Raw genomic sequence first — 22,268 nt, 5'->3', positions numbered from 1 at the left:
GGGGCATAGTTAAGCTCTCGGGCTTGTGAGCGGCCACCGCCGGAGCGCAGGACGGACATGAACAGGGGCTTGAATTGGTAGGCAATGCAACATTCCGGCACAGCAACACCGCTCTACTTTCGGTAAGCAGCGTCGAAGCTCCGACGATCGTCAGTTCCATGGATTTCGACCGCAGGCTGGCTTCGACCCTGCGGCGGCTGAGGGTCCCCCCGAAACTGCTCGAACGGGTCGCGGGCATCACGCACCGGCGCTGGTGGGCCCCCGGGACATCGTTCGACGACGCAGCCATCGAGGCGGGTGCAAAGGCCCTGGCCGAGTCCGGCATCGAAGCGTCCGAGATTGGCCTGCTGATCAACACCTCCGTGACGCGGCGCAACCTCGAACCGTCCGTCGCGGTAAAGATCCATCACGGACTGCGCCTGCCTTCGTCGGCCATGAACTTTGATCTGGCCAACGCCTGCCTTGGATTCGTCAACGGCATGACCCTGGCGGCCAACATGATCGACTCCGGCCAGATCAAGTACGCGATGATCGTCAACGGTGAAGACGCCCAGGCAACGCAGGAGGCCACCCTGGCCCGGCTGCAGCGGCCCGAGACGACCCGCGAGGACTTCAACCGCGAGTTCGCCACACTGACGCTCGGCTCCGGAGCGGCTGCGGCCGTCCTGGGCCCGGCGGACGAGCACCCCGGGGCTCACCGGGTCCTCGGCGGCGTGATGCGTGCCGGCACCGAGCACCATGAACTGTGCGTGGGCAGCATTGACGGCATGGCCACCGACACCAAAGGCCTGCTCGACGGCGGCCTGCAGCTCGTGGTCGATGCCTGGCACGAGGCCCAGCCGGAGTGGGACTGGGCCTCGATGGACCGGTATGTCACGCACCAGGTGAGCAATGCCTATACCCAGGCCATCATCAACGCCATTGACCTGGACCCGGACAAGGTGCCGATCACGTTCCCGCACTGGGGCAATGTGGGCCCGGCCTCCCTCCCCATGACCCTCGCGGCCGAAGCGCAGACTCTCGCGGCCGGGGATCGCGTGCTGTGCATGGGCGTCGGTTCCGGCCTGAACACCGCCATGGTGGAAATCGTTTGGTAGCCGCCGACTGGCCCGGCGTCGACCCCGAGTGGTCGCGCGAAATCGATGTGGCTTCCACCTCCGCCGCGGATCAGCCCGGCACCGTGCGCCGCTGGCACCTGCTGGACAACGGTGCCCAGCTCGCGCGCCGCGGCCTGACACCTGCCGGCACCCTGCTGTGCGTGCATGGCAACCCGACGTGGTCCTACCTGTGGCGGACCCTGCTGGCCGCCGGATCCGACCCCGCACATCCGTGGCGCGTGGTGGCCGTGGACCAGCTGGACATGGGCTTCTCCGAGCGCACCGGCACGTTCCGGCGCCTGGAGGACCGGATCAACGACCTGGGCGACCTCACCGCGTCGCTCGGCCTGGACGGCCCGGTCGTCACCGTCGGCCACGACTGGGGCGGCGTGATCAGCCTGGGCTGGGCCGTGGCCCATCCGCAGCAGCTCGCTGGCGTCGTGCTGACCAACACAGCCGTGCACCAGCCCTCCGGCGCCCGCATCCCGCCTGCACTGCGGCTTGCCTTGCACCCTGCCGTGCACCGCTGGGGAACGACGGGGACGGACACCTTCCTGCGCGTGACGCATGCCCTGGCCCACCCACCGCTCGCCGCCGATGTCCGTGGCGCCTTCATGGCCCCCTACCGCGGCGCCGGCCGCCGCGCCGGCGTGGGGAACTTTGTCGCGGACATTCCCGCCGACGCGTCCCACCCCAGCTTTCCGACGCTCAGCCGCGTCGCGGAAGGGGTGCGCGGGCTGAGGGTTCCGGCCCTGATGCTCTGGGGCCCGCGCGATCCGATCTTTTCCGACCGGTACCTCAAGGACCTCATCGGCCGGCTGCCGGACGCGAAAGTTCACCGCTTCGAGGGTGCCGGCCACCTGGTCGCGGAAGACAGGGACATCGCCGCGCCCGTCTTCGAGTGGCTGGCCGGGTGCGGCCCGGACAGCGGGCCGGCCAACGAACTGGCCGACGGCCCGGCCGACGACTCGATGCTGGAATTCGGGACAGGGCCCCTGAAGCCCGGCGCCGGGGTCCCGCCCCTGTGGGCGCCCCTCGCCGAGCTGGCGGCGGGACCAGCGGCCGGGGATACCGCCGTCGCGGAAATGGCCACGGACGGCAGCGTCGCCCGCTCGCTCAGCTGGCAGGAGCTCGAACAGAACATCGCCGCCCTCGCTGCGGGCCTGCAGGACGCCGGTGTAGGGAACGGCACCCGGGTGAGCCTGATGGTTCCCCCGGGCGTGGACCTGACCGTGGTCCTCTACGCCTGCCTGCGGCTCGGCGCGGTGGTCATCGTGGCCGACGCCGGCCTGGGTACCCGCGGCCTGAGCCGTGCGGTGAAGGGCGCCACCCCCGACTTCCTCATCGGAATCGACAAGGCCCTGGCGGCCGCCGCGGTACTTGGCTGGCCGGGACGGCGCATCAGTGTGCGGGACCTGCCGGCCCGGCGCCGCGGGCTCCTCGCCGTCGAGACCTCCCTGGCTGCTCTTGCCCGCCGCGGAGCCGGCCTCAGCCCCGGACTCCCTCGCCCGGGCACGGCCCCGGTTCCGGACCCGGACGCCCCCGCCGCGGTGCTGTTCACCTCCGGTTCCACGGGGCCCGCCAAGGGCGTGGTCTACACGCACGGGCGGCTGGCGGCGATGCGCGATGCCGTGGCCGCGACGCTGGAGATCCGCCCGGGCGCACGCCTGGTGGCGGGCTTCGCGCCGTTCGCCCTGCTGGGACCGGCGCTCGGAGCCGTTTCGGTAACGCCCGCCATGGACGTCACCGCCCCCCGCACCCTGACGGCCAGCGCGCTGGCGCACGCCGCAGCAGCCATCGACGCCACGGTGGTCTTCGCCTCCCCCGCGGCGCTGCGCAACGTCCTGGCCACCCGGGCCGGCCTGAGCCGGGCCGGACACGAGGCCCTGGGGCGCGTGGAGCTGCTGCTCTCCGCCGGCGCGCCGGTCCCTGAAGCCCTTCTCGCAGAGGTGCAGCGGCTGCTGCCGCGGGCCTCGCTGCACACCCCGTACGGGATGACCGAGGCGCTGCCCGTCACGGACATCAGCCTCGAACAGATCCGTGCCGCCGCGGCCGACGCCGCCGCCGGAACCATGGCAGGCGCCGGCAACGGCGTGTGCGTGGGCCGGCCGGTACAGGGCGCCCGCGTGGCCATCATCCCGCTGGCCGCGGACGGCACCGCACCCGGGAACGAGCCCGTCAGGGAGGCCGGAGTGAGCGGGGAGATCCTCATCAGGGCCCCGCACGTGAAAGAAGCCTACGACCGGCTCTGGCTGACCCAGCGCGAGAGCGTCCGCACGGCCGGATGGCACCGCACCGGCGATGTGGGGCACCTCGACGCCGCCGGCCGGCTCTGGGTGGAAGGACGCCTCGTGCACGTCGTGACGGCTCCGGGCGCGGTGGTGACTCCGGTGGGCGCCGAGCAGGCCATCGAACGCCTGGACGACGTCGGGATGGCAGCCGTCGTCGGGGTCGGTCCGTCCGGGACCCAGGCTGTCGTCGCCGTCGTCGAAACCGTTCCGCCGGTCCGCCGGGCCGGTCTGGCCGCCCCTCAGCTGGCGGGCCGCGTACGGGACGCCGCCCGCGCGGCAGGGGTCAGCGTCTCCGCCGTGCTCGCTGTCCCCTCCCAGCCGACCGACATCCGCCACAACGCCAAGATCGACAGGAGCCGACTGGCCCGGTGGGCTTCGGCGGTGCTGGCCGGCGGCCGTCCGGGCACGCCGTGAGGGTCCTCGTCACCGGCGCCAGCGGACTGCTCGGCGGGGAAGTCGCGCGGCTGCTGGTGCGGCAGGGCCACGCCGTCAGCACGTTCCAGCGCCGCCCCTCCGGCGTCGACGGCGCCACGGACCTCCAAGGGTCCGTTACTGACGAGGCCGCCGTGCGCCGCGCCGTCTCCGGCGCCGAGGGCGTCATCCACCTGGCCGCGAAGGTCTCCTTTACCGGCCGCGCCGCGGAGTTCGACGAGGTCAATGTCGAAGGCACGCGCCGCCTGCTCCGGGCCGCCCGCGAGGCCGGTGTGCGGGAGCTGGTGTTTGTCTCCTCCCCGTCCGTGGCCAATTCCGGGGCCGCCATCGCCGGGCTGGGCGCCGAGGCGGCGGACCCGGTCCGCGCGCACGGTGACTACTCCCGCACGAAGGCCGAGGCCGAACTGCTGGCGCTGGCCGCGGACTCGCCGGGTTTCCGGGTCACGGCGGTGCGCCCGCACATCGTCTGGGGCCCGGGTGACACGCAGCTGGTGGAACGGGTGCTGGAACGTGCCAGCCGCGGCCGCCTGCCGCTGCTCGACGCCGGTGCGGCCCTGATCGACACGACCTACGTGGACAACGCCGCTTCGGCCATCGTCGCCGCGCTTGACCGGATGGAGTACATCCGCGGCCGGGCGCTCGTGGTCAGCAACGGCGAACCCCGCCCGGTCGGTGAGCTGCTGGCGGGCATTTGCGCCGCGGGCGGCGTCCCTGCGCCGTCGTGGACGGTGCCGGGCAGCCTCGCGCGGGCTGCGGGATCGGTGGTGGAGAAGGTGTGGTCCCGGTCGGGCCGGTCCGGGGAGCCGCCGATGACCAGATTCCTCGCTGAGCAGCTTTCCACCGCCCACTGGTTCGACCAGCGCGAGACCCGTGAACTCCTCAACTGGTCCCCCGCCGTTTCGCTTGACGAGGGCCTGGCGAGGCTGGCCGGGCACTACGCCCGGATTCCCCCTACCAGCGCCCGTTCCGCGGCCGGGGCTGGCAGACGGGGCAGGTGTACGAGGACCGGTTCATGAACTGTTCCCGCAAGAGCCGGCTGACCCGGCCGGCGGCGGCGCAGCGTTTGCACTCGAGCCCCTCCCGGCCGTAGGCGTTCAGGGAACGGTCGAAGTACCCGGAGGCTCCGTTGACGTTGACGTAGAGCGAATCGAAGCTCGTGCCGCCGGCGGCCAGGGCATCTGTCATGACCGCACGGGCGGCGTCGAGGACCCGCAGCGCATCGGGGCGGCGCAGGGTGTCGGTGGGCCGGGCGTAGTGCAGCCGCGCCGTCCAGAGGGCCTCGTCCGCGTAGATGTTGCCGATCCCGGACACCAGGCCCTGGTCCAGCAGCGCCCGCTTGAGCCCGGTTTTGCGGGCCCGCAGGCGCCGGTAGAAGGTCTCGAAGGAGAACCGGGGATCCATCGGGTCACGGGCAATGTGCGCGGCTTCCTCGGCGATGAGCGGCAGCGGCGTTTCGGCGAGGCCGCCAGGGCCGCCGTCGTCGGTGGGGATCAGCGTGGTCAGGAACAGGCCGCCGAAGATGCGCTGGTCCACGAACCGGAGCTGTCCGGGCATGCCGTCGGCTGGGCTGAGCCGCAGCCTGACCTTCAGGTGTTTTTCATCCGGAACGCCGGGGTCCTGCATGAGCAGCTGGCCGGACATGCCCAGATGGGCCATGAGCGCGACGGCGGTGCCCGGCCCGCCGGCCGGGGTACCGTTTCCGGGCGGGGCGGGCGTGTCCGCCAGCGGCATCCACAGGAATTTGCCGCGGCGGACCACGTCCAGGACCCGTGCGCCTTCAAGGTTGCCGGCAAAGTCTTCCGGTCCCAGGGCGTGCCGGCGCAGGGAGCGCGGGTCCAGGACCTCGACGGAGGTGATGGTCCGGCCGCGCACCCAGCTCACCAGGCCGCGCCGGACCACCTCGACCTCGGGCAGTTCAGGCAATGCCGCTGCCTAGCTGCCGGTCTGGGACTGCAGCTGCTGCGGATCCGGCGCGGCCGGGGCGGTCAGCCGGCGCCAGGCGTCGGCGGCGGCTTCCTGTTCGGCCTCTTTCTTGGAGTTGCCGGTGCCGGTGCCGTAGTCCGTGCCGCCGATCCGCAGCACGGCTTCGAACGTCCGGGCGTGGTCCGGCCCGGAGCCGTCGACCGCGTAGTTGATGGTCCCAAGCTGCCGGCTGGCGGCGAGCTCCTGGATGGAAGTCTTCCAGTCGGTGCCCGCGCCGAGGGCGGCGGCGTCCTTCAACAGCGGGCCGACCAGCCGCATGACCAGCTGCCGGGCCGTCTCGATGTCGTTGGAGAGGTAGGTGGCGCCGATCAGCGCCTCCATGGTGTCCGCCAGGATGGAGGCCTTGTTCTTGCCTTCGGTGAGCTTTTCGCCCTGTCCAAGGTAGATGAACTCCCCCAGCCCGATGCTGCGGCCGATGCCGGCCAGCGCCCGGGTGCTGACGACGGCGGAGCGGCGCTTGGCCAGGTCGCCTTCGGGCAGCGTGGGGTTGTCACGGTACAGCGCGTCCGTTACGGAGAACCCCAGGATGGAGTCGCCCAGGAACTCGAGCCGTTCGTTGGTGGGGATGCCGCCGTTTTCGTAGGCGTAGGAACGGTGTGTGAGCGCAAGACGAAGCGTCCCGGCGTCAATAGTGACACCGAGACGCTTCAGAAGCTCTTCAGTTGAAGACATCTTTTTCAGCCTGTTGGCGGATTAGACGTCTGCGACCTTGCGGCCCTTGTACTCAAGGAACAGCGCAGTGCCAGCCGAGTCGGTAACGACCTTTGCCTGGTGCGGCAGGCTGTACGTGACCTGGCCGTTCTCGACAGTCTTCACCAGGTGGGGGGCAGTTGCCTTCCACTGGGAGCGGCGGGCGCGGGTATTCGAGCGAGACATTTTCCGCTTCGGGACAGCCACGGCTAACTCATTTCTCTCTAGAAAAACACTTACAAATCAGTTTTGCCGGTCAGGCTTAGCCAAGTCAGCCAGGGCGGCCCAGCGAGGATCTACGACCTCGTGGTGATGCCCCGGCTCGTCTTCCAGGCGCACTCCACATTCGGAGCAAAGGCCCTGGCAGTCTTCCCGGCACACCGGCTGGAACGGCAGTATGGTGACAACTGCGTCCCGCAACACCGGCTCAAGATCGATCAGATCGTGCTCGACTCGACGTTGCTCTTCTTCGTCTTCTTCGTCGGAGAACACAGCATCCTCGTAGAAGAAAAGTTCTTGCACATCAACCTCTTGGTCATACGCAAGGGGATCCAGGCATCGGCCGCATTCGCCAGTAACTTCAACGTGCGCGGTTCCTGATACCAGAATTCCTTCGTGTACGGCCTCAAGCCGCAGGTCCAGCTCGACATCCGAGCCTTCCTGCACGCCAATGAGCGCCACGCCAAGATCACTTGGCGCGGGTACATGTTCCGTCAGCGTCCGCATGCTTCCCGGACTGCGTCCGAGGTCCTTGACGTCGAACGCCAAGGGCGAACTAGCATCTCGTTTAATGAGAACTCCTGTTGAACATATGACCGACGTACTATCTTAGCCTGAACTTCCGGACGGACTCAAACCGGGGGCACGCCGGCGGTTCACACCACAAGCGGCCTCGGATTCGGGCCACGCAACCGGCAGCAGACCGCCGAGTACCGGTCAAGCTTACACTTTGCGCGCCCGGTTCGGGACCGGCTCGCCCGGGGCCAGCCGTTTCAGCACAGAGCGGGGAACAAAGTCCGAGACGTCCCCGCCGAGGGCGAAGACCTCTTTGATGAGGGTGGAGGACAGGTGCAGGTAGTGGCCTTCCGCCGGCAGGAACACCGTCTCGACGCCGGTCAGCTGCCGGTTCATCGTGGCCATCGGCAGCTCGTAGTCGAAGTCCGAGGACGAACGCAGGCCCTTGACGATCGCCGACACACCGCGCTGCCGGCAGTACTCGGCCAGGAGACCCTCCCCCACGGGTTCAACCACGATCCCGCGCAAGGACGCGAACGTTTCCCTGGCCATGTCGATCCGCTCCTCCAGGCTGAAGCGGTACTTCTTGGAATAGTTCGTGGACACGGCCACGATCACCTCGTCGAAGAGGCCCGCGGCACGCGCAATGACTTCCAGGTGTCCGTTGTGGATGGGGTCAAAAGAGCCAGGGCAAACAGCGCGTCTCATGCTCCGAACCTACCGTATCCGCGCCGCAGCCCGGGATAACATGACTGAATGTCAGCATCGAACAATCGCGCGACTTCTCCTTTCACTGTGCGGCCTGTCACTGTGCGGCCCGTCACTGCGCCGCCTTTCACCGTGGACGGCGGCGTGGTCCTGGTCACCGGTGCCGCCAGCGGCATGGGCCGGCTCTACGCCCTCCGCGCCGCCCGGGAAGGCGCCGAGGTAGTGATCCTCTGGGACGTCGACGCCGATGCCCTGGCCGGCACCGCCGTTGAAGTCGCCGCTTTGGGCGCCCGCGCCGTCCCCCGCACGGTGGACCTGGCGGATCGCGCCGCGATTGCCGACGCCGCCCGGGAGGCCAGGGCTGAGGGACCGCTGGCGCTGCTGGTCAATAACGCCGGGATTGTCCGCGGCGCGTACTTCTGGGACCACGCCCCGGACCGTGACATCGCCCTGACCATGGACATCAACGCCCTCGCCCCCATGTACGTTACCCTGGAGTTCCTGCCGGACATGCTGGCCGGCGCCGGCCGCCCGCGCCGGATCCTCAACGTTGCCTCCGCCGCCGGCACGGTCTCGAATCCGCGGATGAGCGTTTACGCGGCCTCAAAATGGGCCGTCATCGGCTGGAGCGACTCGCTCCGGCTCGAGCTTGAGCAGCAGGGCTACGGCCACCTGAAAGTCACCACCTTCTGCCCCAGCTACATTTCCACCGGCATGTTCGAGGGAGCCCGGGGTCCCCTGCTGACCCCGCTCATGACACCGGAGGATGCCGTGGACAGGGCATGGCGTGCTACGGCCGCCGGGCGGCCGCAGCTGATCGCCCCCGCCATGGCCATGCTGGGGAAAGTACTCAAGGGCATCCTGCCGGTGCGGGCGTGGGACTTCGTGGGCGGAAAGGTCTTTGGGATCTACACCACCATGGACAGCTTCACCGGCCGGGACGAGAAAGCGGGCACCCGATGAGCCCCCGCATGCCGCTGCCGTGGCAGCGCGCCGCAACCGGCGCCAACCTGCTCTCCCCCGATGGCTCTCTGGGCGTGACGATCTTCGAGGAGATGACCACCCTGGCCCTGAGCACGGGCGCCATCAACCTTGGCCAGGGCTTCCCGGACGAGGACGGCCCCGTGGAGATCAAGGAGGCCGCCCAGGCAGCGATCGCCGCCGGAGCCAACCAGTATGCGCCCGGCAAGGGCATCCTGCCGCTGCGGGAGGCGATCTCGGTGCACCAGCAGCGGTTCTACGGGCTGGCCGCGGATCCGCAGACCGAAATTATCGTCACTACCGGCGCCACGGAGGCCATTGCCGCTGCCCTGCTCGCGCTGGTAGGTCCGGGAGATGAAGTGCTCACCTTCGAACCGTTCTACGACTCCTATGGCGCCATCATCGGGCTCTCCGGCGCCACGCACGTCACCGCCCCGCTCCTGGCCCCGGATTTCATGCCGGATCTGGCCGCACTCGAGGCCGCGTTCAGCAACCGCACCAAGGTGGTGCTGATCAACAATCCGCACAACCCGACCGGGGCGGTGTTTCCCCGCGAGGTGCTCGAGCGCGTCGTCGAACTGGCCGCGAAATACGACGCCGTCATCGTCACCGACGAAGTGTACGAGCACCTGACCTTCGGTGTGCGGCACATCCCGGTCGCGACGCTGCCCGGGGCGGCGGAGCGCACGCTGACTATTTCCTCGGCCGGCAAGACGTTCTCCTTCACCGGCTGGAAGATCGGCTGGCTCTCCGGGCCGGAGGAGCTCGTGGCCGCCGCCCGGACGGTCAAGCAGTTCCTTAGCTACAGTTCCGGCACGCCCTTCCAGGCCGCCATCGCGGTGGGCCTGGGGCTTCCGGACGAGTTTTACGCCGGCATCGCCGACACCCTCCGGTACAAGCGCGACATCCTCAGCGAGGGACTGCGCGCGGCCGGCCTCGACGTGCTGACCCCGCAGGGGACCTACTTCGTCAACGTGGACACCTCACCGCTGGGGATCACCGATTCCGTGGAGCTGGCCCGCAGGCTGCCGGCCCTCGTGGGCGTCGCGGCGATCCCTGTGCCCGTCTTCTGCCACGCCGACGGCGCCGAACGCACCCGCAGCCTGCTCCGCTTCGCGTTCTGCAAGCAGCTGCACGTGCTGGAGGAGGCCGCCGAGCGGCTGGCGACCTTGCGCGACAGGCTGTGAACATGGCCGGGCAGCAATTCGGGGCCTCGCGGTTCCTGCGAACCACCGGGCAGCACGCCGTGATCGAACCGGATGCCTTTACCGACGGCGGCTTCGTGCTGAGCATCGGCGGCGCCGAGCAGTCCCACGTCAACCTGGCCGACCCCGCGGACATCTTCTACGAATACCTGCGCAGGATCGGGCACGTGGTGGACCTCGCCGCCCCGTGGGGCGAGCCGATCACGGCGCTGCACTTGGGCGCCGGGGCCCTGACCCTGGCCCGCTACATCCAGGCCACCCGGCCCGGCTCGGTTCAGTACGCGGTGGAGCTGGAGCGGGAACTGCTGGACTTTGTGCTCGCTCAGCTGCCCCTGCCGGAGGGGACCGAGCTGCACACGGTGATCGGCGATGCCCGCGACGCCCTCGCCGGGCTTCCGGCGGGCCTGCGGTTCGACGTCGTGATCCTGGACATCTTCTCCGGGCCGGAGGCGCCGGAACACATCGCGTGTACCGGGTTCTACCAGGAGGCGGCGGCCCGGCTGACGCCGCGCGGCGTGTTGATCGTCAACGTGGGCGACGAACCCGGACTGACCCTGGTCCGGAGCCAGATCGCGGCCATGGGCCGGGCCATGGCCGACGTCTCGGCCTTCGCGGAGGCCGGAATGTTCACTGGCCGGTACCCCGGGAACATCATCCTGACCGGGACGCAGGGGCCGTGGCCGGAGGTCTGGACGGCGGCGCTCACGGCGCGCGGTCCGCATCCGGCCCGGCTGCTCACCGGCGTCGATTTGGACGCGCTGGCCGGCTAGTCCCCTGCTTCCAGGTCCGCTGCTTCCACAGCGTCCACTGCCGCCAGGTCCGCTGCTTCCACAGCGTCCGCGGCTTCCACGCCGGGCTCGGTGAACCACAGCCGGGTTTCGCCGTACTTCTTCTCGGCAAACCGTTCCATGCCCTGGGGCCATGCCGGCTCGGGGCTCCGGGACGAGCGTTCCACCACCACGACCGCTCCCTCGCCCAGGTGCGGCACCAGCTTGGCCAGCACGGCAGCGAGGGCCGGCTCGTCCAAGGGGTAGGGCGGGTCCAGGAACACCAGGTCCCAGATCGCGGAGTCGGCGGCCCGGTCGAGGAAGGATTCGACCTTGGAGCGGTGCACGGAGACCACCTTGCGGCCCGTGACAGTGTTGACAAGATCGGCGTTCCGCTGGCAGACGGCGCTTGCCTTGGCGTCGAATTCGACCAGGTCCACGGAGTCCGCGCCGCGGCTGCCGCTCTCCACCCCCAGCGAGCCGGATCCCGCGTACAGATCGAGGACGCGGGCGCCGGCGATGACGTTGAAGGCGTCCAGCCGGGAGAACAGGGCCTCCTTGACGCGGTCGGTGGTGGGCCGGGTCAGGTTCCCGGGCACGCTGTTCAGCGTGCTGCCGCCGGCCGCACCGGCAATGATCCGGCTCATGCGCGGACCCCCGCGGACGTGTTTGCCTGGCTCGTGGTCCTAGCCGCGTTCAAGGAACGCCTCCTTCTCGGGGTTCAGGTATTCATCGATCGCGGCCGCAAGCCGGGGCTGGCCCGCCAGCGCGGGATCGGCGGCCACGATCCGCTGGGCGTCCTGCCGGGCCCGGGCGATCACGTCCTCGTGTTCGAGCACGCGCAGCAGCTTCAGCGTGGAGCGCCCGCCGGACTGCGAGGCGCCCAGGATGTCGCCCTCCCTGCGGAGCTTAAGGTCCTCCTGGGACAGTTCGAAGCCGTCGGTGGTGGCCGCGACGGCATCCAGGCGGCGCCGGCTCGGATGGCCCGGCTCCAGGGTGGTGACCAGCAGGCAGGTTCCGGGCAGCCCGCCGCGGCCCACCCTGCCGCGCAGCTGGTGGAGCTGGGAGATGCCAAAACGGTCCGCGTCCAGGATCACCATGAGCGTGGCGTTGTGGACGTCCACGCCGACTTCGATCACGGTGGTGGAGACCAGCAGCTTGGTCTGGTTGGCCGTGAAGGAGGCCATGGTCTCGGACTTCAGCACCGGGTCCTGCCTGCCGTGCAGGGGCGCCACAGCCACCCCGGCCAGGGCCGGTTCGTCCTGGAGATGTTCCACGACGCCGGTGACCGAGGCGAGTTCCCGGGAACCGTTCTCGCCTTCGAGGTCCGCGGCGGACGGTTCGGCTTCGCCCGGGGTGAAGTCGCCGTCGTCGTCCGTGCCGATCTTGGGGCAAACGACGTAGACCTGGTGGCCGGCGTCGATCTCCTCCCGCGACCGGGACCAGATCCGGGTGGCCCACCCCGGGTGTTCCGCGAGCCCCACCACGTGGGTGGAGATCGGGGCGCGGCCGGCGGGCAGCTCATCGAGCACGGAGGTTTCGAGGTCGCCGAACACGGTCATGGCCACGGTCCGGGGAATCGGGGTGGCGGTCATGACCAGCAGGTGCGGCGGTTTGCTGGCCTTGGCCCGGAGGGCGTCGCGCTGTTCCACGCCGAAGCGGTGCTGTTCGTCCACCACGATCAGGCCAAGGTCGTAGAAGGAGACGTTGTCGCTGAGCAGGGCATGGGTGCCGATCACGATTCCGGCCGTTCCGGCGGCGGCGTCGAGCATGGCCTGCTTCCGCGCCGCGGTGGGCATGGAGCCGGTGAGCAGGGTGACCTGGACGGCGTCCGGTCCGAACCCGCCGAGCATCCCGTCCCGGGAGAGCGGTCCGAGCGTGCGCCGGATGGATTCATAGTGCTGGGCAGCGAGGACTTCGGTGGGGGCCAGCAGGGCAGCCTGTCCCCCGGCGTCCACCACCTGCAGCATGGCGCGCAGCGCAACGATCGTCTTGCCGGAGCCCACTTCGCCCTGCAGCAGCCGGTTCATGGGCGAGTCCTGGGCGAGCTCGTCGGAGAGCGTCTTGCCGACGGCGGCCTGGCCGGCGGTCAGCGTGAACGGGAGCTGGCGGTCGAAGGCGGGCAGCAGCCCGTCCGGTGCCGGGCGGCGGGCCGTCGCTTCCTCGGCGGCGAGTTGGGCGCGGCGGCGGGCCAGGGCCGACTGGAGCACCAGGGCTTCCTGGTAGCGGAACCGGTCCCGGGCGCGCTGGTAGTCCGCCGGGGTTTGCGGGGCGTGGATCAGCCGGTAGGCGTCCGCGACCGGCAGGAACTTCTCCCGCGCCGCGATCTCCGCCGGCAGCGGGTCGCCGAGGGTTTCGAGCTCCACGGTGTCCAGCAGCGTCGAGATGACCTTCTGGATGGACCAGCTGGTCAGTTTCGCCGTGGCCGGGTACACCGGGATCGGCATGGCGGCGAGCTTCTCCGGGTCGATGCCCGGCGTTTCGGGGTCCTCGTCCAGCAGCAGGAAATCCGGGTTGGTCAGGCCGAGGGATCCGGCGTAGCGCGTAACCTTGCCGGAGAACATGGCACGCCGGCCCGGCTGCAGCTCGGCCTTGGCCCGGAACCCGTTGAAGAAGCTGACCTTGAGCGTGCCCGGCAGTGCGCCGGCCGCCCGCGTGGAAGCGGCACCGCCGGCGTCGTCGGAGATCACGACGTCGGTGAGGGAACCGCGCCGGGCGCGCATGGGCCGGGTGCTGTTGGAGACCACCCGGGCGATCAGGGTCACTTCCTCGTCCAGCGGGACCTCGCTGATGGGCGTGAGCTCGCCGCGGCTGAGGTAGCGGCGGGGAAAATAGTTCAGGAGCCCGCCGACAGTGGTGATGCCAAGGTGTTTTTCGATGACGGCCGCGGAGCGCTTGCCGATGCGGCGCTCCAGGCCCAGTTCAAGTTCAGCGTGCATGTCCGTCGGGGTTTCGGGTTTCGGCGGCACGCGCCGGGGCAGCAGCAGCAGCGACGGTAGCGTCAACAGGTGCGCCTGCGGTGGCGGCAACCGTGGCGGCCGGTGCCTCCGGGTCGCGCGGGACTGCGAGCTCGCTCACGGAAATGTCCGTGGGCTCGCCCAGGGAACGGATCAGCGCGACGGCGAGGTCCCCATCCAGGACGTGGACGTGGACGCGCCAGCGGTAGAGCCCGGCGGCGTCGGCGCCGCCACCGACCTGGCTCATGATCACCGAGTCGCCCATTTCGTCGAGCCGTTGGCGCATCATGGCGGCGTCAAGCGGGGACAGGGAAATGGTGCACATGACTTCGACACCTTCGTCTCGCGGCATGCCGACGTGGATATGCGGATCCTGGACGTCGTAGCCGTGCAGTCCGTCCAGCAGTTCGCTCTGGAGCTCCTCGCCCAGCACGGCCGAGCGGAGGCAGTCCAGGATCAGCAGCATGCCCACGCCGCCGGCGTCCACCACGTGGGCGGCCTGCAGGGCATCGAGCTGCTCTTCCGTGCGGACCACGGCGGCCAGGGCCGCCTCGACGGCGGCGTCCAGGGCCAGGCCCAGGGTCTGGTTGCTGTCATCGCCGTCGTGTGCGGAGTCCACGGCGGCCGCGGCCCTGGCGGCAGCCTCCATGACGGAGAGCATGGTGCCGGGCACGGGATCACTCAGCGCGGACCAGGCCCGGATCTGGGCCCGGTTCAGGGCCGCGGCCAGCAGGGGTGAGCTGATCCGGGTGTGCCCGGCCAGGGGTTCGGCAGCAGCGCAGAGGAAGACGGCGAACAGGGTTCCCGAGTTGCCGCGGGCCTGTTCCATGGCAACCTGGCCGGCCTGCGCAAGGACGGCGCCAACGTCATGCAGGGTCGGGTCCGGTGCCGCGTGCGCCGCCCCGTCCGGGTGTCCCGGCACGGCGGCGTCCGCGGCGTGGGCCGCGGCGCGGACGGTCAGGTAGAGGTTGGTGCCGGTGTCGCCGTCGGCTACCGGAAAGATGTTGATGGCGTTCAGGCGGTCGCTGTGGTTGCCGAGCGTGGTTTCCGCCTTGCCCAACCACCGCTTCATCGCTTGCGCGTTGGCGGCAATCTTAGTCTGCAAAGTGATCCCATCCCACAGCGTCAGCGGGCCTGCCCGCGATCGTTACTCCCGTGCTTTCGGTTGGTGCAGGGGCCTCTACCGAGCCTATCGCAGTGAACCCGGGAGGGAGCGGAACCCCTGCCGGGAAAGTGGCGAGCAGCCCATGGTCTTCACCGCCGCCGAGGACCCAGGCCATCGGGTCTGCCCCCAACAGCTCCGACGCCGGCAACAGCGGGGCGGCCAGCTCCTTCAGGGCGGCGGCGTCCAGGTTCAGCACCGCGCGGCTGGCGGCCGCCATGCGGTTTCCGTCCCGGACCAGGCCGTCCGAGATGTCCATCATGGCGGACGCCCCCGCCTCACGGGCCAGCGGTCCGGCGGCGAGCGGGGGCTGCGGCCTGCACTGGGTGTCCAGGAGGGAATGCTGCCCGGCGGTCAGGGCGCCCACCGGGACGTTCGACTCCAGCAGCGCCAGCCCGGCGGCGGCCCGGCCTACCGTTCCCGCCAGGGCCACGGTGTCCCCCGGCCGGGCCCCGGAGCGCAGGACGGGCGCCTTGCCGTCAAGAGTCCCCAGGATCGCCACACTGACCGCCAGTTCGCGGCCGCGGCCGAGGTCGCCGCCGGCCACCGTGCAGGCCGAAGCCCCCAGCCCCCTGATGCCGGCCACGAGGCCGTCCGCGAAATCCTCCACCCAGGAGACGGGGGTCTCCGGCGGCATGGTCAGGCTGACCACAACGGACGTGGCCCGGGCGCCCATGGCGTTGATGTCGCTGAGGTTTTGCGCCGCGGCCTTCCAGCCGACGTCGTACCCGGTGGTCCGGTAGCCGTTGTTCCATTCGAGCCGGAAATCCTGGTCCGCCACTTGGGTGTCGATGCTCACCACGGTCCGCCCGTCCGGCGCGGCGACAACCGCGGCGTCGTCCCCCGGCCCCAGCAGCAAGTACGACGCCGCCGCCGGTCCGCCATTGGGCTGCGGAATCGTGAGCCGCGGAAAGATGCGTCCCAGCAGCTGGGACTCCGAGAGGCCGCCAACGGTCAGTGCGGCGTCCGCGGGCAGGGCATCGGGCACAGCGGCTTCAGGCACAGCGGTTTCAGGGACAGCGGCTTCAGGCACAGCGGTTTCAGGGACAGCGGTTTCGGGCACAGGTTCGGGCACAGTTTCAGGCACAGCCCTACGCTACCGCGAGGGACTGACCGTGCCGGGCCGTGGCTTCACGTGCTGAGTATTTCCTCCAGCCAGGCCTCGCCCGTGGACCGCATATCGAACCGCCCGACGTATTCGGCGGCGGCCCGGGACTCCTCTGCATACGCCTGGGGCGAGCGGTTGAGGGCCGAGACCAGGGCCCGGACCTGGGACGTTGTCCCCCGAGTCCAGCGGTTGCTGAATATTTCATCCGCTCCGGGCCTTTGCCAGAACAGCGGTACGGCGCCTGATGCCATGCCCTCAGCGGGGGCGAGGTGAAAGCTCTCGTCCGAGCTGGGCGATAGGACATATCCGATCTTGCGCAGCCAGGACGCCATGTCGGGGCCAAACGGTTCGAAGACCACGGCATCCCGCAGCGCCGGGGACCTGCCGATACGGTCAAAAATCTCCAGGTACGCCTCGCGTTGGAACGGCTTCTTCCATTCGTACGGATACTCCCACGGCATTCTTCCGCGGACATGCAGGGTGTACCTGGGGTCCTCATCCAACAGCTCCTCGAGCAGGTCAAGGGCGCGGTCCAGGCGCTTGCGCATGGGGACGATGCCCACCAGCCCCAGCCGGAAGCGATGATCCGGTTCCTTGGATCTGCGGAGGTCCATGACGTCCACGGCGTTCGGGATGACCCGGATGGCGGTGCCGGTCCAGCCGGTACTTGCACGGGTGCGATCCACGTAGAGCTGCGAGACGCAGATCAGGGAGTCAATGTTTTCGGCGGCCACGTCGCTCATCCAGGGGCCGTTGAGCTCGAACATGTGAAGACGCACAATGAGCTTCTGCCTCCGCCGTTTATTGTTCGAGTACCAGACGGCGTTGGGCCCGCACCATTCACAGATGATCACGTCGGCCCAGTCCCTGAGCCGCTCGGACTCCTTGACGTCGTGCTGATGAAGTGAGGTCCAGTGGTCGAAGGCGAGTTCGATGTCGTCCCGCATCTCGAGGACGGACACCAGCTCGCCCGCAAACTTGAGGTCGTGACCGGCAATCAGCACCCGCGTCTTTTGCCTGGACCGCGGGCTGCGGGCGTAGTCGCCCTCGGACCGTTCGAAATAGGCTTTCAGCCGGGCCGCCGATGCTGAAATCGAGTAGTACCGGACACGATTGGACACTTCCTCCTTCAGCCCGGCAACGGTTTCCCTCGCCGCCAGAAGGGTGCTGAGAACGCCCTCCGCCGAATCGTCGTCGACATACAGCGGATAGTCCGCGCCGAAAAGCTCCAGGTGCTGCGCATTCCGGTTCACCATCGGCGGCACCCCAAGGGCCGCGTACTCGAGCACCTTGGTCGAAATTTCGAGGCTGGCGTCCATGCTTCGATCCCGCCAGCTCAACCCGACGTCGTGCCGGCTGACTTCCTTTGCGGCCTCATCACGGGACATCCCGCCCAGCCAGTCGATCCCCGGCGAGCTCACCGCCGTCTCCATCGTGGCCGACCACTGCGGGTCCTGGAGGTCGTGCTGGAACTTGTCGCCGATCATCGTCAACGCCAGGGGAAGGTTGTGTTCCCCGGCCGTCGCCGGGAGGGAGCACATTTCCAGGGTCCGCCATTTCCTGGCGAACTTGCCGGAGTAGACCGCACTCAGTTTCCGCCCGGTGCCAGATGAGCCTCCCCGCAGGTCAAAGTATTCATCGGGCACCATGGGCGTGAGGACCAGGGTCTTTCCCCCGGCCTCGGGAATCGTCGCCTCAACGTAGGAGCGTGCGGCCTCAGTCTGCACGAAGAAGCGCCGGCATTGTCCGACGGTCCTTCTGAGCACCGCGCGGTCTTTTTCGGAAAGCCGGGAGCCGGGATGGGCGATGTCCGTGATGTAGAGCCACGACTTGGGGCCCAGGACTTTGGAGTTTGCGACGTGCGCCGCGACCTGGGTGCCGCGGGCGATCACGACGTCGAACGGCCGCTGCGCGTCAAGCTGGGCCATGCGCTGGGCTGCGGTTCGGGGCTGCAGCGCCTCGATGTCCGCGCTCTCGCCAGGTTGGGCGATTTCCACGCCGGGCATGTCAGCTATCCGGTCAAGCAGCCGCGTCTTCGTGACGTGGGTCTTGAGAAGTACGCAGACTTCGGAGCCCGTTCGGGATAACGCCTCGGCCATGGAGACGAGCCAGACGGCGGACCCGTCGATGATGTTGAGGTCGACGTCCCCGTAGAGGAGGATCTTCCGCATGGACCCGGTGGTATCAGGGCGAGCCAATGAGCGCTCCTCTGTTCATTTTGGCAAAAGCTTCCAGCGAAGTGAGCAATCCGAACCGGTAGTCTTCGGTCCACTCCGCCAGGGATGAACGCTCCGAAAACACAACATCCGACGCTGCTTCGAAATCCGTGGTGTAGATATCGGTCTCCAACCGTGTTCTCACAAAATAGGCCGGCATCCCTTGGGACCTGCACTCAGCGAGGGCACGGAGTATTTCGTTGGCAAGCAGCGTCCCTGCAGCGGAATCGGCTCCGAACCAGATTCCGGCCGTGAAGGCGCTGTCATCGATCACCAGCGCGAAGCCCCGGCCGTTCGCGATCTGGGCAGCGATGGTGCTCGGCCGCAGTGGTTCCAGGGCGTGGGCATCGCCCAAGTACCGGTAAAGCTCCTGGCCCATGATTGAGTAGACAACCCGTCCGCCCCACGGCGCCGTTACAGGCGCTCCGAGGTAGCGGAGGATTTTGGCCTGGCGGTCCCGGTCATCTGTCACAGCGGCCGCGAGCCGGCCGACTGCCCGTCCGGCAGTCGGAGCCGCGGTGGGAGCGGACTTTGTGCGCTCCGCCGCGGGATTTGTGCGCTCCGCCGCGGGATTTGTGCGCTCCGCCGCGGGATTTGTGCGCTCCGCCGCGGGATTTGTGCGCTCTGCCGCGGGGGCACTGGCCTTCGCCGCCGGTGCGGACAGTCCGCGTACCAGCTCGCGCAGTTCCCTGTTGCGCGAGTGGGCCTTCCGGGCTTCGGTTTCCTGTAGCCACCGCATACTGACCAGCTGCGAGACGGCCATCACCGCCATGAGTGCGAACAGTGCCAGGGGCAGAACCGCGAGCGCCGGCTGCCTGAGCACGAGGCAGAGGATTCCACTGAGTACTGCGGCCGCGCCGCAGAAGGCCATCGCCATGACCACCCGGCTTTTGAAGGCTGTGCGCAATGTCTGAACGAGCCGATCGATCATGAGCTGAAGACTCCCCGGGTATCGACGAGGAGCTTGCCGGCCAAGGCTTCGGCGGGCAGCGCCCGGACGGCGTCGTGGTCGACAAGCACCACCACGAGCGAGGAACGGCTCACTGCTTCCTCCAAGGGCACCAGCCGGACGTTCTCCCGGTGCTGCAGGCGCCCGGGCAGGCTGTCGATGTGGGGCTCGGCGACGTTGATCCGGGTGGCCGGCATCGATTCGGCGATGCCATGGGCAATGTCAATGGCGGGAGACTCACGCAGGTCGTCAATGTTTGCCTTGAACGCGAGCCCCAGGACGGCAATCTCTGCGTTCCTGGGCAAGCCGGCAAACGCGTCACGCACCTGGTCCAGGACCCAGCGCGGCTTCTCGTCGTTGACGGTCCGGGCCGCTCTGATCAAGCGCGACTCGGCAGGTGCTGCAGCGACGATGAACCAGGGATCGACGGCAATGCAGTGACCCCCGACGCCGGGTCCCGGCTGCAGGATGTCGACGCGCGGGTGATGGTTTGCCAGCCGGATCAGTTCCCAGACGTTGATGCCCAGCTTTTCGCTGATGACCGAAAGCTCATTCGCAAACGCTATGTTGACGTCGCGGTAGGAGTTTTCCACCAGCTTGGCCATTTCCGCCGTCACGTCGTCGGTGATCAGGATCTCGCCCTGGCAAAACACCGCATACAGGTCTTTCGCGAGATCGGCGGCGCGCCGGGTGATCCCGCCAACAATCCTGTCGTTGGTGACAAGCTCGATCATGACTTTGCCGGGCAAGACGCGCTCGGGGCAATGGGCCAGGAGAATCGCGGGCCTGCCGTCGGCGCCGTCCAGCGATAGGTCCGGCCGGAGCGAGACGATGTACTCGCCCAGATGGCGGGTTGCCCCCGGGGGCGACGTGGACTCAAGGATGATCAGTTCGCCACCTTGCAACACCGGCGCGATCCCGCGTGCGGCCGCCTCGATGTAGCTCAGGTCAGCCCTCTTGTCCGCCGTGAACGGCGTCGGAACGGCGACAATAAACGCATCAGCGGCGGGCGTCCCGGTGGTTGCCTTGAGCCGGCCCTGGCTGACGGCACCGGCGACGTGGATCCCCAGGTCTGGCTCGACGAAGGGCACACGCCCCTCGTTGACTGCGTCCACCGTCCGCTGATTGACGTCAACGCCGATGACGTCAAGGCCGTTGGTCGCCAGTATCGCGGCTGTGGGCAGCCCGATGTACCCCAGTCCAATGACGGCGATGGTCCGAAAGTCAGTCAATCTGGTAACCCCTATCAAAGCGTGATGAATTCACGTGGATTTTCGAGAATGTGAATTTCGCCGTCCGTTGCGGGCTCCCCGGCCGGTACGCCCGGCCCGTTCCCCGCGCCGGGGCGGATCTGGCAGTAGTTGAACCTGTCGGCTGCGTAGATGGAGCCCTGGGACGCCGCGACGGACGCCAGGAAGGCGGTGTCCTCGCCCCGGTCCAGCGCCTCAAACGGGTGCGCCTCGAAGACCTCCCTGTGTGCAGTGATGGTTGGTCCCATCACCCGCCGGCCGAACCGGTGCTCCTGGTGTGCGGCGCGGAGCATGGTGGTCCGGCTGGAACGCAGGTGCGTGTAGTGGGACTGCTTCCCCACCACGTCCGCCCCGGAATAGCTGAGCGCGTACAGCAGATCGGCGACGTAGTTTGGCGCGTAATAGTCGGCGTCGTCCATCCTGGTGAGCACCGCACCCGTCGATGCTTCAACGCACCGGTTGAGGCACTCGCCGAGGGTCAGTGCGGCCGGGGCGGCGAGCACCTGGTACTTCGCCACGCCGTGGGCGTGCGCCAGTTCGGCGCAGAGACCCTCGGCGGCCGCAAAGCCGCGGGTCAGCACGATGAGCTCCAGGTCGACGTCGGCCTGGCCGCCGGCGGTCTGAAATATTTGGTCCAGCTGTTCCGGACGGGTTGTGCTCACCAGCGCACTGACGGAGGGAAGGACCACGGGCCGGCATCGCTCCGGCGCGACCGCCCGGACAATGGATTCTGCCCGGTGCGCGTACGTATGCGCTCCCCAGATCCGGCGCTGGGCCTTGTGGACCACCCGTTCGTTGAACTCCGGGTTGGACGTCAGCTTGCGCAGCATGATTTCCGCCTCCGGCTGGGCTGCGGCGACCAGAACCTCATCGTCCTCGAAGAACTGCGCTATGGCCGCGCTGGGAGCGGAGACGACCGGTGTGCCCGAGGCGGAGATCTCGAAGATCCGGCGGGCGCACATGCTGGGCGATTCGATCACCGAGTTGACGTTCAGGAACGCCTTGTACGCCCGGTATGCCGTCAGCATCTGGGCGTAATTCAATGAGCCGACTACGTGCTGGTCGAACGGCTCCGGGAACTGGTAGTTCTGGTCCCCGCCCAGCTGGCGGGAGAATATTTCCAGTTCGGCGCCGCCGGTTCCGGCTTCGGTCATGGCCGCGCCCAGGAGCATGTCCATCTGGGCGCGGCGTTGAGGATACTTGTGGGCGAAATACATTCCGGCGAAAGCCACGCCGCGCGAGTGCCATCCGTGTCCTGGCCGGACGGGGTTGTGGAGGGCGGGCTGCGCGGCAAAGGGAAGGGTGCCCACCCCGTGGTGGCCCAAGTCCCTCACGTAATCAGGAATGCGGTCCGAATCACTGGTGAAGACGTGGTCAAACAACTTTGCTGCCGGAAGAAAGTCGTCGTAATGCGGTGGGTCCTCCTTGTTCCAGAAGACGGTCGGAATGCCGCGGGCACGGCACCACTCAACAAGCCGGACCAGCTCGACCCCCGGCCCCTTGGAACCGGTGAGCTGGTATTGCCAGGAGCCGGAATTTCCGTTCCAGGCAGATTCCACGAACAGGAAATCGATGCGGGTCTCCCCCAGTTGGTCACGCCACAGTTCCTTGCGCAGTTCGAGCAGGTTCCATTCGAACGCAAAGGACGTACGGGTGAAATCGTCCAGGATCACGCCCACGCTCAGGTCCGGGCGCCGCGGTCCCGGACCGGAAGCTTCGTATGGGGTGAACTGCAAC

At 68.5% G+C, this 22,268-nt stretch carries 19 protein-coding genes; 6 read left to right on the top strand and 13 right to left on the bottom strand.

Annotation, left to right across the window (positions count from 1 at the left end; genetic code table 11):
- The first annotated feature begins 74 nt into the window (after positions 1 to 74).
- From ARTB_RS00370 to ARTB_RS00360, 3 genes are read left to right on the top strand one after another with little or no spacing between them, the layout of a single operon-like run.
- A complete protein-coding gene (locus tag ARTB_RS00370) occupies positions 75 to 1,097 on the top strand; it encodes a 3-oxoacyl-ACP synthase III (RefSeq protein WP_028277960.1) in 1,023 nt (340 codons plus the stop codon).
- A complete protein-coding gene (locus ARTB_RS00365) occupies positions 1,091 to 3,802 on the top strand; it encodes an alpha/beta fold hydrolase (RefSeq protein WP_243177159.1) in 2,712 nt (903 codons plus the stop codon). The genes ARTB_RS00370 and ARTB_RS00365 overlap by 7 nt, the downstream gene beginning before the upstream one ends.
- On the top strand, positions 3,799 to 4,836 hold the full coding sequence (locus tag ARTB_RS00360) for an NAD-dependent epimerase/dehydratase family protein (protein ID WP_243177158.1): 1,038 nt from the start codon (positions 3,799 to 3,801) through the stop codon (positions 4,834 to 4,836). The genes ARTB_RS00365 and ARTB_RS00360 overlap by 4 nt, the downstream gene beginning before the upstream one ends.
- Here the strand turns inward: ARTB_RS00360 and mutM are convergent.
- From mutM to coaD, 5 genes are all read right to left on the bottom strand, one after another.
- Positions 4,772 to 5,743, bottom strand: coding sequence for a bifunctional DNA-formamidopyrimidine glycosylase/DNA-(apurinic or apyrimidinic site) lyase (gene mutM / locus ARTB_RS00355; protein WP_243177157.1), 972 nt, complete (start codon positions 5,741 to 5,743; stop codon positions 4,772 to 4,774). The genes ARTB_RS00360 and mutM overlap by 65 nt on opposite strands.
- Before the next feature lie 9 nt (positions 5,744 to 5,752).
- Positions 5,753 to 6,475 (bottom strand): ribonuclease III, encoded by a 723-nt coding sequence (rnc, locus tag ARTB_RS00350; RefSeq protein ID WP_243177156.1) that lies wholly within the window; start codon positions 6,473 to 6,475, stop codon positions 5,753 to 5,755.
- Between the two features lie 21 nt (positions 6,476 to 6,496).
- A complete protein-coding gene (gene rpmF / locus ARTB_RS00345) occupies positions 6,497 to 6,700 on the bottom strand; it encodes a 50S ribosomal protein L32 (RefSeq protein ID WP_009356569.1) in 204 nt (67 codons plus the stop codon).
- Between the two features lie 36 nt (positions 6,701 to 6,736).
- Positions 6,737 to 7,261, bottom strand: coding sequence for a YceD family protein (locus tag ARTB_RS00340; RefSeq protein WP_079553424.1), 525 nt, complete (start codon positions 7,259 to 7,261; stop codon positions 6,737 to 6,739).
- 174 nt (positions 7,262 to 7,435) lie between these two features.
- Positions 7,436 to 7,936, bottom strand: coding sequence for a pantetheine-phosphate adenylyltransferase (coaD, locus tag ARTB_RS00335; RefSeq protein ID WP_028277957.1), 501 nt, complete (start codon positions 7,934 to 7,936; stop codon positions 7,436 to 7,438).
- An 87-nt stretch (positions 7,937 to 8,023) separates the two neighbouring features.
- Between coaD and ARTB_RS00330 the strand changes: the two genes are divergently transcribed.
- The 3 genes from ARTB_RS00330 to ARTB_RS00320 are packed head-to-tail and all read left to right on the top strand — an operon-like array spanning position 8,024 to position 10,892.
- Positions 8,024 to 8,899 carry an SDR family NAD(P)-dependent oxidoreductase gene (locus ARTB_RS00330; protein WP_308197198.1) on the top strand — a complete coding sequence of 292 codons (876 nt, stop codon included), beginning with the start codon at positions 8,024 to 8,026 and terminating at the stop codon, positions 8,897 to 8,899.
- Complete coding sequence (locus ARTB_RS00325; protein ID WP_243177155.1) at positions 8,896 to 10,104, top strand: aminotransferase class I/II-fold pyridoxal phosphate-dependent enzyme; 1,209 nt, start codon at positions 8,896 to 8,898, stop codon at positions 10,102 to 10,104. Before ARTB_RS00330 ends, ARTB_RS00325 begins: the two co-directional genes overlap by 4 nt.
- Before the next feature lie 2 nt (positions 10,105 to 10,106).
- Complete coding sequence (locus tag ARTB_RS00320) at positions 10,107 to 10,892, top strand: spermidine synthase (protein ID WP_243177154.1); 786 nt, start codon at positions 10,107 to 10,109, stop codon at positions 10,890 to 10,892.
- Here the strand turns inward: ARTB_RS00320 and rsmD are convergent.
- The 8 genes from rsmD to ARTB_RS00280 form a co-directional block, all read right to left on the bottom strand.
- Positions 10,889 to 11,536: a 16S rRNA (guanine(966)-N(2))-methyltransferase RsmD gene (rsmD, locus tag ARTB_RS00315; RefSeq protein ID WP_243177153.1), complete on the bottom strand. Its 648-nt coding sequence runs from the start codon at positions 11,534 to 11,536 to the stop codon at positions 10,889 to 10,891. The genes ARTB_RS00320 and rsmD overlap by 4 nt on opposite strands.
- Before the next feature lie 39 nt (positions 11,537 to 11,575).
- The gene (locus ARTB_RS00310) at positions 11,576 to 13,828 is read right to left on the bottom strand and encodes an ATP-dependent DNA helicase RecG (protein WP_243177965.1); all 2,253 of its coding nucleotides are present in this window, start codon (positions 13,826 to 13,828) and stop codon (positions 11,576 to 11,578) included.
- The gene (locus ARTB_RS00305) at positions 13,818 to 14,918 is read right to left on the bottom strand and encodes a DAK2 domain-containing protein (protein WP_243177964.1); all 1,101 of its coding nucleotides are present in this window, start codon (positions 14,916 to 14,918) and stop codon (positions 13,818 to 13,820) included. The genes ARTB_RS00310 and ARTB_RS00305 overlap by 11 nt, the downstream gene beginning before the upstream one ends.
- A 22-nt stretch (positions 14,919 to 14,940) precedes the next feature.
- On the bottom strand, positions 14,941 to 16,011 hold the full coding sequence (gene thiL, locus ARTB_RS00300) for a thiamine-phosphate kinase (protein ID WP_243177152.1): 1,071 nt from the start codon (positions 16,009 to 16,011) through the stop codon (positions 14,941 to 14,943).
- A 128-nt stretch (positions 16,012 to 16,139) separates the two neighbouring features.
- On the bottom strand, positions 16,140 to 18,314 hold the full coding sequence (locus ARTB_RS00295; protein WP_243177151.1) for a glycosyl transferase: 2,175 nt from the start codon (positions 18,312 to 18,314) through the stop codon (positions 16,140 to 16,142).
- Positions 18,301 to 19,263 carry a hypothetical protein gene (locus ARTB_RS00290; protein ID WP_243177150.1) on the bottom strand — a complete coding sequence of 321 codons (963 nt, stop codon included), beginning with the start codon at positions 19,261 to 19,263 and terminating at the stop codon, positions 18,301 to 18,303. The genes ARTB_RS00295 and ARTB_RS00290 overlap by 14 nt, the downstream gene beginning before the upstream one ends.
- Positions 19,260 to 20,513 (bottom strand): UDP-N-acetyl-D-mannosamine dehydrogenase, encoded by a 1,254-nt coding sequence (gene wecC / locus ARTB_RS00285; protein ID WP_243177149.1) that lies wholly within the window; start codon positions 20,511 to 20,513, stop codon positions 19,260 to 19,262. The genes ARTB_RS00290 and wecC overlap by 4 nt, the downstream gene beginning before the upstream one ends.
- A 14-nt stretch (positions 20,514 to 20,527) precedes the next feature.
- Entirely contained in the window at positions 20,528 to 22,267 is a 1,740-nt protein-coding gene (locus ARTB_RS00280; protein WP_243177148.1) for a glycosyltransferase family protein, read from the bottom strand.
- Position 22,268: the final 1 nt, after the last annotated feature.

Source organism: Arthrobacter humicola (assembly GCF_022803015.1).
Lineage (GTDB): Bacteria > Actinomycetota > Actinomycetes > Actinomycetales > Micrococcaceae > Arthrobacter > Arthrobacter humicola_A.
This window is presented reverse-complemented; position numbering and strand designations above follow the sequence as displayed.